Annotated in this window: 14 protein-coding genes; 4 read left to right on the forward strand and 10 right to left on the reverse strand. The window is 59.7% G+C overall.

What is annotated here, in order from left to right; all coding sequences use genetic code 11:
* Positions 1 to 5: 5 nt before the first annotated feature.
* Complete coding sequence (locus RAK1035_RS03735; protein ID WP_037296832.1) at positions 6 to 1043, reverse strand: ABC transporter ATP-binding protein; 1038 nt, start codon at positions 1041 to 1043, stop codon at positions 6 to 8.
* The gene (locus RAK1035_RS03740; RefSeq protein WP_037297008.1) at positions 1040 to 1816 is read right to left on the reverse strand and encodes a DeoR/GlpR family DNA-binding transcription regulator; all 777 of its coding nucleotides are present in this window, start codon (positions 1814 to 1816) and stop codon (positions 1040 to 1042) included. The genes RAK1035_RS03735 and RAK1035_RS03740 overlap by 4 nt, the downstream gene beginning before the upstream one ends.
* Before the next feature lie 300 nt (positions 1817 to 2116).
* Between RAK1035_RS03740 and RAK1035_RS03745 the strand changes: the two genes are divergently transcribed.
* Positions 2117 to 3001, forward strand: a complete 885-nt coding sequence (locus RAK1035_RS03745; protein WP_008279592.1) for an HAD-IIA family hydrolase — start codon at positions 2117 to 2119, stop codon at positions 2999 to 3001.
* A gap of 36 nt (positions 3002 to 3037) precedes the next feature.
* On the opposite strand, the gene RAK1035_RS03750 is transcribed toward RAK1035_RS03745, so the two are convergent.
* Both RAK1035_RS03750 and RAK1035_RS03755 read right to left on the reverse strand, forming a co-directional pair.
* Positions 3038 to 3793, reverse strand: a complete 756-nt coding sequence (locus RAK1035_RS03750) for a class II aldolase and adducin N-terminal domain-containing protein (protein WP_008279593.1) — start codon at positions 3791 to 3793, stop codon at positions 3038 to 3040.
* Positions 3790 to 4233 carry a VOC family protein gene (locus tag RAK1035_RS03755; protein ID WP_008279594.1) on the reverse strand — a complete coding sequence of 148 codons (444 nt, stop codon included), beginning with the start codon at positions 4231 to 4233 and terminating at the stop codon, positions 3790 to 3792. Before RAK1035_RS03755 ends, RAK1035_RS03750 begins: the two co-directional genes overlap by 4 nt.
* Before the next feature lie 62 nt (positions 4234 to 4295).
* On the opposite strand from RAK1035_RS03755, the gene RAK1035_RS03760 reads away from it, so the two are divergent.
* Both RAK1035_RS03760 and RAK1035_RS03765 read left to right on the forward strand, forming a co-directional pair.
* Positions 4296 to 5759, forward strand: a complete 1464-nt coding sequence (locus tag RAK1035_RS03760) for an AMP nucleosidase (protein WP_037296834.1) — start codon at positions 4296 to 4298, stop codon at positions 5757 to 5759.
* A gap of 132 nt (positions 5760 to 5891) precedes the next feature.
* Complete coding sequence (locus RAK1035_RS03765; protein WP_037270194.1) at positions 5892 to 6179, forward strand: HU family DNA-binding protein; 288 nt, start codon at positions 5892 to 5894, stop codon at positions 6177 to 6179.
* Positions 6180 to 6282: 103 nt separating this feature from the next.
* Here the strand turns inward: RAK1035_RS03765 and RAK1035_RS03770 are convergent, their stop codons facing one another.
* Together RAK1035_RS03770 and RAK1035_RS03775 are read right to left on the reverse strand one after the other, a co-directional pair.
* A complete protein-coding gene (locus RAK1035_RS03770) occupies positions 6283 to 7266 on the reverse strand; it encodes an NAD(P)H-quinone oxidoreductase (RefSeq protein ID WP_008279597.1) in 984 nt (327 codons plus the stop codon).
* Positions 7267 to 7282: 16 nt separating this feature from the next.
* Entirely contained in the window at positions 7283 to 7972 is a 690-nt protein-coding gene (locus tag RAK1035_RS03775) for a COQ9 family protein (protein ID WP_008279598.1), read from the reverse strand.
* Between the two features lie 106 nt (positions 7973 to 8078).
* Between RAK1035_RS03775 and rpsU the strand changes: the two genes are divergently transcribed.
* Positions 8079 to 8285, forward strand: a complete 207-nt coding sequence (gene rpsU / locus RAK1035_RS03780; RefSeq protein WP_008207378.1) for a 30S ribosomal protein S21 — start codon at positions 8079 to 8081, stop codon at positions 8283 to 8285.
* Between the two features lie 136 nt (positions 8286 to 8421).
* On the opposite strand, the gene RAK1035_RS03785 is transcribed toward rpsU, so the two are convergent.
* The 4 genes from RAK1035_RS03785 to rlmN form a co-directional block, all read right to left on the reverse strand.
* A complete protein-coding gene (locus RAK1035_RS03785) occupies positions 8422 to 8610 on the reverse strand; it encodes a hypothetical protein (RefSeq protein ID WP_008279599.1) in 189 nt (62 codons plus the stop codon).
* A 105-nt stretch (positions 8611 to 8715) separates the two neighbouring features.
* Positions 8716 to 9435, reverse strand: a complete 720-nt coding sequence (locus RAK1035_RS03790) for a gamma-glutamyl-gamma-aminobutyrate hydrolase family protein (protein ID WP_008279600.1) — start codon at positions 9433 to 9435, stop codon at positions 8716 to 8718.
* Positions 9432 to 10385, reverse strand: coding sequence for an amidoligase family protein (locus tag RAK1035_RS03795; protein ID WP_008279601.1), 954 nt, complete (start codon positions 10383 to 10385; stop codon positions 9432 to 9434). Before RAK1035_RS03795 ends, RAK1035_RS03790 begins: the two co-directional genes overlap by 4 nt.
* A gap of 4 nt (positions 10386 to 10389) precedes the next feature.
* Complete coding sequence (gene rlmN / locus RAK1035_RS03800) at positions 10390 to 11568, reverse strand: 23S rRNA (adenine(2503)-C(2))-methyltransferase RlmN (RefSeq protein ID WP_008279602.1); 1179 nt, start codon at positions 11566 to 11568, stop codon at positions 10390 to 10392.
* Between the last annotated feature and the right edge of the window lie 17 nt (positions 11569 to 11585).

The following is an 11585-nucleotide window of genomic DNA, read 5'->3' on the forward strand; positions in this document are numbered from 1 at the left end:
TGACCTCACGCCGTCACGCCATTCGGATGCCGAAGTCTGTTTCCTTCTGTGTCGAAGAAGTGCAGATCCTCATCGGCAAAATCTATGTCGAGCACGTCTCCGGCTGGGATGTTCCGCAATCCCGGCATCGCGATCACCAACCCATTCGCACCGGGATGTGTCAGCCCTACGAAGGTCTCTGACCCGAGGAATTCACATTCGGAGACGCGGCATTTCAGGCGCCCCTTGCCCGGACCGGCCAAACGCAAACTTTCTGCGCGCAGGCCAATTTTATCAGCCCCCTCAAAACCGGGCAGCGTCGCGCTATCAATCAATGCCATCGGCGGAGAGCCGACAAATTCGGCGACGAATGTATTGGCAGGGCGGTAATACAGGTCCTCGGGTGCGCCGGTTTGCTGGATGCGCCCGTCCTTCATCAACACGACGATATCGGCCATGCTCATGGCTTCGGTCTGATCATGGGTCACGTAGATGACGGTGATACCCAGATCGACCTGTAGTTTCTTGATATCCTTACGCACGGACGCCCGCAGCTTGGCATCAAGGTTCGACAGAGGCTCATCCATCAAGCAAAGCGGCTGGTTCGCCACAATGGCACGGGCAAGCGCCACGCGCTGCCGCTGGCCCCCGGACAACTCACCCGGCTTACGTGCCTCGTACCCCAACAATCCGGTAATCTCGAGGGCGCGTTGCAACTTTTCCCGCCGCTCAGCCGCAGGCACCCGGCGCACCTTGAGCCCGAAAACCACATTCTCCGCGACACTGAGATGTGGAAAGAGCGCGTAGGACTGAAACACCATCGACAGATTTCGCTCAGACGGTGCGGCCGTGGTCACGTCCCGTCCATCAATCAAGATCTGCCCCGCATCCGGCAGTTCCAGCCCCGAGAGCAGGCGCAAAGTGGTCGACTTTCCGCAACCAGATGGCCCAAGCAGGGCCACAAACGATCCGCGCGGGATCGACAAGGAAACCCGCTCGACGCCAAGCTGCCCCTTCCAACGCTTTGCGACCTCTCGCACGTCTACAAACGCATCCGACATCAGCCAATGTCCTCTGCAAATGTGATCCGGCCTCCCAGACGCTCGACCAGTTGGTCAAACGGCGCGGCTGGCGCGCGGTCGCAGATTATATGATCGATCTGGGCAATATTGCCGCCAACGGCGGGGGCCAGACGCCCGAATTTGCTACGATCTATCACAAGGATGGATGTTCGCGCGTTCTGCCACATGCGGTCGGTGGCCCGCACCTCGGCTTGATGGAACTCCAGCAACTCGCCCTCCGCTCCGATCCCCGCCGTTCCAAAGAGGGCGAATTCGGCGCGGTAACGACCAAAGAACTCGACCACCTCCTCGCCTACAAAATCGCGGTCTGGCAACCGGAGTTCCCCACCCGGAACGATGATGCGATTGGAAATCTCTTCGCTCAGCGCCATGGCAGCGCTGAGGTTGTTGGTGACGACGGTCAATTCCCTTTTGCGATGCAGCGCCCGCGCCACGCTGAGCACGGTAGAGCCGATGGAGATAAAGACCGTTGCCCCATTGGGGATCATCGCCGCCGCCGCATTGGCAATAGCGCGCTTTCCTACAAGATTGGTGCCCGCCCGCTGGTCAAACGGTGTATTGCGGCGGCCCTCGGCAAGCTCGATGCGCCCATGCGCGCGGTGGAGGGTTTCACCATCACAAAGCAGATCAAGATCGCGCCGGATCGTCTGCATCGAGACGCCGAACATGTCGGCGAGCGCGCCCACACTCACGCCTCCCTGTTCTTGAACAACCTGTTGAATAAGGTCGTGTCGCCGACTTTTCTTGGACGCCATCTGAGTTTCCATAACTTTGCGCGATTGTTGGTCACGAAATGCAACAAAGCAACATTTTTTTGCTTGGTTTTCCTCTAGTCTCAGGGCCAAAACCTTAAGATCATCACAGCAATCGCAAATACTCTCCAAATTAAACCCCTTTTACAGGCCTAACTCGAAAATATGACACCTATGTGAAATGTCGCTTTGTTGTTTTGTACTTTCAATTTCTTCTCTGCACTGTAAGTTTTCCCGAGCTGGGTCTATTCTGCGGCCTTGCGGCACACGCAGTTCGACCAAGTCGGAGGCTTCACCAAACTGATGGACACTGTCGCGACTATTTTCGACCGCTACGAGGCCGTGCGCCACCGCTTGCCAATGGTTCACTCGCCAACACGGACGCGGGAAATCAGCTCTCTGCATGACATCGCGGCACAAGCGGATGCCTTTGTCTTTGACGCTTACGGTGTGCTGAATATCGGCGAGGCGGCCATACCCGGCGCCGCGCAACGTTTGAGAGAGTTGAGAGAAATCGGATGCCAGATTCGCATTCTCTCCAACGCGGCCAGCTACACCCATGCCGGCGCCATGACCAAGTTTCAAAATCTGGGCATGGGGGTCAGGGATCACGAGATCATCACCAGCCGAGATGCCACATTGGCGCATCTGGATGACAGGCTTTGGGGATGTATCGCCGCGCCACAGGACAATCTGTCCGATATTTCCGCCCCTACCCGGCGACTGGTGGATGATCCCATCAGCTATGATCAGGTCGAAGGCTTTGTTTTTCTCTCTACCGAGGTCTGGTCGCTGGATCGCCAAGCGCTGCTCGAAACCGCACTGTTAAAGCGCCCGAGGCCAGTGATCATCGCCAACGCCGATCTGGTTGCCCCGCGCGAACACGGCTTTTCGCTAGAGCCCGGTTATTTCGGGCATCAACTTGCGGATCGCGGCATTCCAGACGTGCGGTTCTTTGGCAAACCGTTTCCTGCCGTCTACGAAATGGTTGAGGCGTCCTTGTCTAACCTATCGCGCCATCGAATCGTCATGTGCGGCGATACGCTTCACACAGATATTCTGGGGGCTGCGGCGCGGGATTGGCAAACGGTCCTTGTAGAACAAGACGGCCTCTTCTGTGGTCAGGACACCAGCGCCTATCTCAGTCAAGCGACCCTTTTCCCAACGTGGCGCCTGTCCCGCATCTGAGACAGGCGCGCCGCACGTGGCTGCAACCCCAAGAATCTACTGCGCGTAGTCCGAGCCTTCAGCGTCCAAAATGGCCTTGAGTTCCGACAGATGCCGATCTGCCTGGCCCGGGTAATCATCAAGTTCCTGCGCCGTCTTCTCCGCAACCGCATCCGACAGAACCCGCAGGGGGCGCCCGGTTTGCAACGCCCGGATATAAGTCTCGGCGGCACGCTCGAAATAATAGAGGCGGTTGAACGTGTCCGCGACACTATCGCCAATCACCATCACCCCGTGGTTACCCATGATCAGCACCTTCTTCTTGGGGTCGGTCAAAAGCCGTGCACAGCGCGCGCCTTCATCCTCGAACGCCAGCCCGCCATAGCCCTCATCGACCACATGCCGGTTATAAAACGTGGCACAGTTCTGATCGATGGGCGGCAGGCGGCTATCGGCAAGGCTGGCCAACACGGTGGCATGAATAGAATGCACATGCATGGCGCAGCGGGCATGGGCGCAGTGCCGGTGCAGCCCCCCATGCAGGCCCCAGGCGGTGGGATCAGGCGCATTTGGCCCCTCTAGCGTTTCGGGATCATTGGCATCCACAACGATCAGATCGCTGGCGCGGATACGGGCGAAATGCATCTGGTTGGGGTTCATCAGGAACCGCGTGCCATCATCATTGATCGAGAGGCTAAAGTGATTGGCAACCGCTTCGTGCATGTTCAGGCGCGCGGTCCAACGAAAGGCCGCGGCAAGATCCACGCGCTCTTGCCAGTGGTCCATGTTGGGGCGCAGGTTTGTCACATTCATTTCGCTTTCCTTTCAATCTCGGTCAGGGGCCGGGAGGCGACCCACGCATAACCATTGGGGCACAGGATGCAGCATTCGCGCAGCCCGTGGGGTTTGTTGGTGGGCGGTTGCAGGATCATGGCGCCTGAACCTTCGGCGCGGGCGGCAACCGTGTCGGGATCGCTGTCGAAAAGGTGCAAAGACGCCCCGGCCCCGCGCGGCGGGCTCTCAGGCACAAGGCCAAGGATCGGGTTGGCGGCGTAGGTATGATCGGCATGCAGTTGCATCACCTGATCGCCATAGACCATGATCGCAAAATCCGCGCTCAGACGGTGGGCCGCCATGCCGAAAACGCTGACAAGAAAAGCCGCCTCAACCCGCACATCGCGCACCAAGAGGTTGAGGCCAAGCCCGCGCAGGCTGGCCCCGAATTCCTCAGGCGTAATCGTTTCGTAATCCATGGCCTCAGCTTGATCATGCCCCCGGCACGTGTCAACCTGAGAGCATGCCGCAGGAGACACGCATGAACATCAGCACCCCCAACAAGATCGCCCCAGAGGCGTTCACAGAGGCGCGCGCGGCGGTGGATCGGCTCTGTCAGCTTTATGCGGCAAGCACAGAGTTTCTCTGCACAGCCTTTGCAAAGGCTTTGGCCGGGCACCTGCCGATGGGCCGGGTGCGCGCCTTTTATCCCGAAATACGTTTGACCACGACGACCTATGCCAAGGTCGACAGTCGGCTCAGCTTTGGCCATGTCTCGAACCCCGGCACCTATGCCGCAACGATCACGCGCCCCATCCTGTTCCGCGCCTATCTGGAGCAGCAACTGGGCCTCTTGATGGACAATCACGGTGTCGGGGTCATGATCGGCCTCTCTGACACGCCTATTCCTGTACATTTCGCGGTGGCGGGGGATGCAAACCTCAGCGTGCCACAAGAAGGTGCCGCAGAGTTCACCCTGCGCGATTACTTTGACGTGCCGGATCTGGCGACCACCAATGACGATATCGTCAATGGCACATGGCTGCCGGGGCTGGACGGGGCAGCCCCTTTGGCACCGTTCACTGCGCAGCGGGTGGATTATTCGCTGGCACGCCTCACGCATTACACGGCAACCGATCCCTGCCATTTCCAGAATTACGTGCTCTTCACCAACTATCAATTCTATGTCTCGGAATTCGAGACCTACGCCCGGCGCATGCTGGGGGACGCGAACAGCGGCTATTCGGCTTTTGTCAGCACCGGAAATGCCGAGATCACCGGGCCAGATGATATCCTACCTGCGCCCGAACGATTGCCGCAGATGCCCGCCTATCACCTCAAGCGGGCGGATGGATCGGGGATCACCTTGGTCAATATTGGGGTGGGTCCATCCAACGCAAAGACCGCGACCGATCATATCGCCGTGCTGCGCCCGCATGCTTGGGTGATGGTCGGCCATTGCGCGGGGCTGCGCAATTCGCAATCCTTGGGCGATTTCGTGCTGGCCCATGCCTATCTGCGCGAAGATCGCGTGCTTGACGCTGATCTGCCCGCATGGGTGCCCATCCCCGCGCTTGCCGAAATACAGATCGCACTGCAAGAGGCGGTGGCCGCCGAGACGCAGCTTGAGGGGTTCGACCTCAAGCGCGTCATGCGCACCGGCACAGTCGCCAGCGTAGACAACCGCAACTGGGAACTGCGCGAGCAATCGGGGCCAGTGCAACGCCTCAGCCAGTCGCGCGCCGTCGCGCTGGACATGGAGAGCGCCACGATTGCCGCCAACGGGTTCCGCTTCCGTGTGCCCTATGGCACGCTGCTTTGCGTTTCGGACAAGCCGTTGCAGGGCGAATTGAAGCTGCCCGGCATGGCCTCGGATTTTTACAAATCCCAAGTTTCACGTCACCTTATGATTGGGATTCGCGCCATGGAATCATTGCGCCGCATGCCCCTTGAACGCATCCACAGCCGCAAATTGCGCAGTTTTGAAGAGACAGCCTTCCTCTGACCCGACGGAAATCCGCACAAAATCCAGCAAAAGGGCTTGCTTTTGCCCACTAGCCGTTGTGTTTAGCCACATCATGGCGTTTAATCACGCGCATGAGGCCCAAGGGACGGGCAGTTGTAAGGAGACCATAAAATGGCAAAACCCATGACCAAGACCCAACTCGTCGCCGCTCTGGCCGATGATATGGGCAGTGACAAGAAGACCGCTGGCGCAGCTCTGGACGCCGTGATCGCGATCATCACCCGTGAAGTATCCGCCGGCGGTGCCGTGACCCTGCCCGGCATCGGCAAGATTTATTGCCGTGAGCGCCCCGAGCGTATGGTGCGCAACCCCGCGACAGGCGAGCAGATGAAGAAAGAGGCCGACAAGGTGGTCAAGATGACCATTGCAAAGGCACTCAAGGACAGCGTGAACGGCTGATCCGCGGCCCGCTGGCGCAGCATTCGCAACGCCAGTCTGCACCAGAGATCAAAAGGGCCGCCCAATGGGGCGGCTTTTTATTTGTCTCGATCGTTGAACCGGGTCACGCAACCTTGAGGACGATTTTGCCGATGTGCCCGCTCGACTCCATCCGCGCATGCGCAGCAGCAGCCTTGGCCAGCGGATATTCGGAATCCATTACAGGCGCGATTTTACCCGCCTCCAGCAGCGGCCAGACATGGGTGCGCAGGCTTTCGGCAATCCGCGCCTTGGCGAGATCGCTTTGCGGGCGCAGCGTGCTGCCGGTGATCGTGAGGCGACGCATCATCACCTGAGAAAAATTCAGCTCGATCTTGGGGCCTTGGAGAAAGGCGATCTGCACGAGGCGTCCATCATCGGCAAGCGCCTTGACGTTGCGGGGCAGGTAATCGCCGCCAACCATGTCAAGGATCAGATCTGCGCCGCCCTCGGCAGACAACACCTCGGTGAAATCCTCTTCGCGGTAGTTGATCGCGCGTTCGGCCCCCAGATCCATGCAGACCTGGCATTTCTCGGCAGAGCCTGCCGTGGTAAACACCCGCGCGCCGAAGGTGTGGGCGAGTTGAATGGCCGTGGTGCCGATCCCGGATGAACCGCCATGCACAAGAAACCGCTCGCCGCCCTTGAGTGCGCCGCGCTGAAACACGTTAGACCAGACGGTGAAGAAGGTTTCCGGCAGACAGGCGGCCTGTTCGAGGCTAAGGCCATGCGGCACCGGCAAGCAATGCGCTGCGGGCGTGGCCACATATTCGGCATAGCCGCCACCGGGCAATAGCGCGCAGACCTGATCGCCAAGCGTCCAATGCGTGACGCCCGCACCAAGCGCCACGATTTCCCCTGCCCCTTCAAGCCCCGGAAGGTCAGAGGCCGTGGGCGGCGGCGCATAGAGCCCGGCACGCTGCAAGGCATCCGGGCGGTTGACACCGGCATAGGCCAGCCGGATCACGACTTCGCCTGCGCGTGGCGCGGGAATGGGGCGAGTGGTCAGTTGCAATACTTCGGGGCCACCCGCCTGCGTGATTTCGACGGCCTGCATCGTCTTGGTCATTCATCTGTCCTTATATTCAGTTCGGGCCATTCCAGCGGCCCGGCATACCCGTCTGTGCGCCCGGCTGCGGCGCACGGATACGGCTCAAAAAACTGAGCGGTCCCGCCATGAGGCCCGACACCAAACGGTTGTCACGGGCCTGCGCCTTGAGCTTTTCGATCTGCATTACACCCTCGATGCGGCGATCAAGAAATTCCCATGTACGGGTTTGGCCGTCACTGTCGTCACCCAACCAATAAAGAACCGTCGCGCCATAGACAGCCGAGAGCGTTGCGCGTTTGGTGTACCAATTCACATCCTGCGATGTGTCCCCAAGAGCGGTCCAGATGTGATCAGCCGTTTGCCAGAGGGCGCGCGCACCATCGGCAGCATAGGGCGGCAAGGAAAAGAGGGTCATCCCCCGACGTACCAGTTCGCGATCCTCGACCGCCTCAAGGCGGACACGCACGGCAAACGCCACGCGATCCCGAAAACGCAGGGCGCTCAGGTCGGTCTCGGCCAGTCGTTTAAGCATCGCGGCATCGCCTGCCGCATGATAGGCTAGCGCCAAATCGACCGCGCCGCGCGGACAAATCGCGGACACAAGGCCGGGGGCAATCCCAGCATCCTCAGCGGCAAGACGCAGGGTGGTTTCGCTCCAGCCATCGAAGGGCACGTGGAGCGCTGCGGCATCCAGCAAACGGGTCATCAGATCGGGTTCGGACATCGAAAATCCTCCTTGCGGCGCACCCTAGACAAATCCAAGATGCTTTGCTATACGGCGCCTTCCTGCAATCTATTGCAACTTTAACTTAGGAAGGTGGTGACACCACATGCAGGTTAGTGTTCGCGACAACAATGTCGATCAGGCGCTCCGCGCTCTGAAGAAAAAACTGCAGCGCGAAGGCGTTTTTCGTGAAATGAAGCTCAAGCAACATTTCGAAAAGCCGTCCGAGAAGAAAGCGCGCGAGAAGGCCGAAGCGATTCGCCGTGCCCGGAAACTGGCGCGCAAGAAAGCGCAGCGCGAAGGCATGCTCTAAGAGCGCTCTCCGCAGGTTTTTGCGGCACGTTTGACGACCCCCGGGCAGATGCTTCGGGGGTTTGTCGTTTTTGGGGCTTAGCCCCATCAGCCCAAGGGCCGGTCGCCTATAGATTTCAGCCAGAAACAGGCCGCGGTCAGCTCAGTTGGCAGAGCGGTGCATCCTGACGGATCGAGGTGACAAAACGCCCCTCGGCGGTGTCGCGGATCGCATAGCCATAGCCGCGCAGGCGGTGCTTCCATTCCCGCTCGGAAACGGCGAGATGACGCTCGCGCATCACGAGATTGCGGATTTCGGTGCTGCTTTCATTCTGGTTCAGGTTCATTGTTTCTATCCCTGTTAAAATTTGCCTCTGACTTTAGGGATAGGTGACGGATGTGGCGGTAATCGTGCCGGATTATGGCAGGGTCGGGGAATTATCGCGACAGGGTCAACGTGCCACAGCATCCACGCCGGGCAGTTGCGCCGCATGATCGCGCCGCGCTGCGGCCGCCGCGATGAGCGCACGAAAGATGCCCATTTGCCGATGCGCATAAAAAAGATGCTCGGGGTGCCATTGCACGCCCAAGGCAAAGGGTTCCTTGACCCGCTCGACAGCCTGAATCATGCCAGCGCTATCCCGCGCAGCGATGCGCAGACCGTCCCCCAAGCGATTAACGGCCTGGGTATGCAGGGCGTTCACCTTCATCGGTTGGGTGCCCGCAAGCTGTGCCAGACGGGTGCCGGCGGTAATCCGAACGGTCTTACGCGGCAGCACGGTGCGGATGTGATCGCTGGCGGCATAGGTCTCATACGCGTCTTGATGCAATGTGCCCCCAAGAGCGATGTTGAGCATCTGACTACCCCGGCAGATACCCAAAACTGGCTTGTCATGCGCAAAGGCGGCCAAGACCAGCCCACGTTCCAGCGCGTCCCGGTCGGGATCTAGTCGCGCGGATTTAACCAGCCGCCCGCCATAGAGATCCGGCGAGATGTCATCGCCACCGCCGATGATGAGCCCATCCACCAACTCTATGTCAGCCGCGCGGCCCGCTTGCCACCGCAGGGCGCGCCCCCCCGCCAACCACACATTAAGCGCGATAAGCGGAAAGATACGCCACCCTGACCGGCGCGAAACTGTGACCCCGATCACGGGGCGGCGTGCGGTCATACTCGATCAAGCCCCGCCGATTGCAGGATACGACCTGCGCGATTGGCCCAGCTTTGACGCGACAGCGTGAGCAGGCCGTGATCGTCCTGCCAGGCCTGCGACAGGCGCTTGAGCAGCGCGGTATCGGCGGCCACCCGTTCCACAGTCAACCAGCGTTGCCATTCATCGGCAATCGACCAAGCGGCCTCGTCTATCCGGCAGTCGGGCAAACGAAAATGAAAGGTCGGGCGTGCCGATGTTTTGTCGGAAATGGCCGCCTTGATCCGATCCGCGTCGAAATGCGCAAAGAGGGGCAGCATATCGAGACCGCGATTGCGGCTTGGCGTCAGTTCGAGATAGCTGCCGATCACCCTCTCACGCGCGGCCTCTGGCCCCATTTCGATCAGCGCACGGGTAAAATCAATCGGGTATGGGTCTGTAAAGGGTAAGAGACGGCGGGCCTCGTCAATAGGATTGGCGGCGCGCAGCCAGTCCTCGATCAGCGCATAGGCAAGCAAAGGGCGAACCGTGTCGGCATCAGCATCGCTGGCCATCTCAATGTTCAGATGCAGGCCAAACCCAAAGAACCAGCCCGCGCCGCTGCCCAAAGCCCCTGCATCACGAAGCGTCATCCGCAAATCATCAAGGCGGGCAAGGCCATCCATATCAAGCGGTTTGGTGACGATTTCCACCGGCACCACTTCGCGCCCCAGATCTAGCGCCAGATCGCGCAGTTTGCTGTGTTCCGCGTTGCGCAGAAAGATGTCGAGATAGATGTCGATCTGTCCGATCTGGCTATTCTCAACCCGCCAGATATGGCTGTCCACCTGTTGCGCCGTGCCCCCCAGTTTGGATGCACACAGGTCCGCCACGCGCGATTCCGGCAAGCCGCCAAGCTCGATTTCGACACCGACAAGGCGCGGATCGTCCGTAGCGTTCAATGGCTGCGGCAGGGGGGCAAAGGCGGTCATTGGGCTAAAGCCCTGCCTCGGCCTCGATCTGCGCGCGGGATTTGCGGGAGCGTTCGGTGGCGGATTTCAACTGGCCGCAGGCGGCCATGATATCCTCGCCACGCGGCGTTCGGATCGGGCTGGCATACCCAGCCTTGTAGATGATGTCGGCAAAGCGTTCGATCCGCTCCCAATCGCTGCGTTGATAGGGGCTGCCGGGCCACTCGTTGAATGGGATAAGGTTGATCTTAGCCGGAATACCTTTGATCAGTTGAACAAGGCGCCGGGCATCGGCATCACTGTCATTGACACCTTTGAGCATGACATATTCAAAGGTGATCCGCTCGGAATTGCTCAGGCGCGGATATTCGCGCAGCGTGTCCAGCAGCGTGGCGATGTTCCATCGCTTGTTGATCGGCACCAGAGTATCGCGCACCTCATCCGTAGTGGCGTGAAAGCTGACAGCCAGCAAACATCCGATTTCCTCAGCCGTCTTGGCGATCTCGGGCACAACACCAGAGGTCGAGAGCGTGATACGACGGCGTGACAGGGAAATCCCTTCACCATCCATTGCGATTTTCATGGCATCGCGCACATTGTCGAAATTATAGAGCGGCTCGCCCATGCCCATCAGGACAATGTTGCTGATAAGGCGGGGGCGCTCGCCTGCAGGCTCGCCCGGTTTGGGCCATTCGTTCAAGTCATCGCGCGCCAGCATCACCTGACCGATGATCTCACCCGCCGTCAGGTTGCGCACCAGTTTCTGCGTGCCGGTGTGGCAAAACGAACAGGTGAGCGTACAGCCCACTTGAGAGGAAATGCACAACGTGCCGCGATCGGTTTCGGGGATATAGACCACCTCGACCTCATGGCCGCCCGCGATCCTTACCAGATACTTGCGCGTACCATCGGCACTGACCTGCTTGCTCACGACTTCCGGGATTGTTACCACAAAGTTTTCGGCCAATTGGGCACGATAGGCTTTGGCCAGATTGGTCATGGCATGAAAATCACGCACACCCCACTGATAGATCCATTGCCAGATCTGATTGACCCGCATCTTGGCCTGCTTTTCGGGCGTGCCATGCGCGATCAGCACCTCACGCAGCGCATCGCGCGTTAACCCCACCAGGTTGATCGGCCCGTCGGGCAGCTTGCGGGGGATGGTCAGCACATCCTGTGTAATGGGGGCAGTTTGGGTCATGGGCCTGTCGCGGTTCG

The organism is Roseovarius sp. AK1035 (genome assembly GCF_003288315.1).
Classification (GTDB): domain Bacteria; phylum Pseudomonadota; class Alphaproteobacteria; order Rhodobacterales; family Rhodobacteraceae; genus Roseovarius; species Roseovarius mucosus_A.

Bases quoted from the DNA above. Each gene is read 5' to 3' on its own strand.
- RAK1035_RS03740 (WP_037297008.1), bottom strand. From the start codon at position 1,816: ATGGCGTCCAAGAAAAGTCGGCGACACGACCTTATTCAACAGGTTGTT.
- RAK1035_RS03745 (WP_008279592.1), top strand. From the start codon at position 2,117: ATGGACACTGTCGCGACTATTTTCGACCGCTACGAGGCCGTGCGCCAC.
- RAK1035_RS03750 (WP_008279593.1), bottom strand. From the start codon at position 3,793: ATGAATGTGACAAACCTGCGCCCCAACATGGACCACTGGCAAGAGCGC.
- RAK1035_RS03755 (WP_008279594.1), bottom strand. From the start codon at position 4,233: ATGGATTACGAAACGATTACGCCTGAGGAATTCGGGGCCAGCCTGCGC.
- RAK1035_RS03760 (WP_037296834.1), top strand. From the start codon at position 4,296: ATGAACATCAGCACCCCCAACAAGATCGCCCCAGAGGCGTTCACAGAG.
- RAK1035_RS03765 (WP_037270194.1), top strand. From the start codon at position 5,892: ATGGCAAAACCCATGACCAAGACCCAACTCGTCGCCGCTCTGGCCGAT.
- RAK1035_RS03770 (WP_008279597.1), bottom strand. From the start codon at position 7,266: ATGACCAAGACGATGCAGGCCGTCGAAATCACGCAGGCGGGTGGCCCC.
- RAK1035_RS03775 (WP_008279598.1), bottom strand. From the start codon at position 7,972: ATGTCCGAACCCGATCTGATGACCCGTTTGCTGGATGCCGCAGCGCTC.
- rpsU (WP_008207378.1), top strand. From the start codon at position 8,079: ATGCAGGTTAGTGTTCGCGACAACAATGTCGATCAGGCGCTCCGCGCT.
- RAK1035_RS03785 (WP_008279599.1), bottom strand. From the start codon at position 8,610: ATGAACCTGAACCAGAATGAAAGCAGCACCGAAATCCGCAATCTCGTG.
- RAK1035_RS03790 (WP_008279600.1), bottom strand. From the start codon at position 9,435: ATGACCGCACGCCGCCCCGTGATCGGGGTCACAGTTTCGCGCCGGTCA.
- RAK1035_RS03795 (WP_008279601.1), bottom strand. From the start codon at position 10,385: ATGACCGCCTTTGCCCCCCTGCCGCAGCCATTGAACGCTACGGACGAT.
- rlmN (WP_008279602.1), bottom strand. From the start codon at position 11,568: ATGACCCAAACTGCCCCCATTACACAGGATGTGCTGACCATCCCCCGC.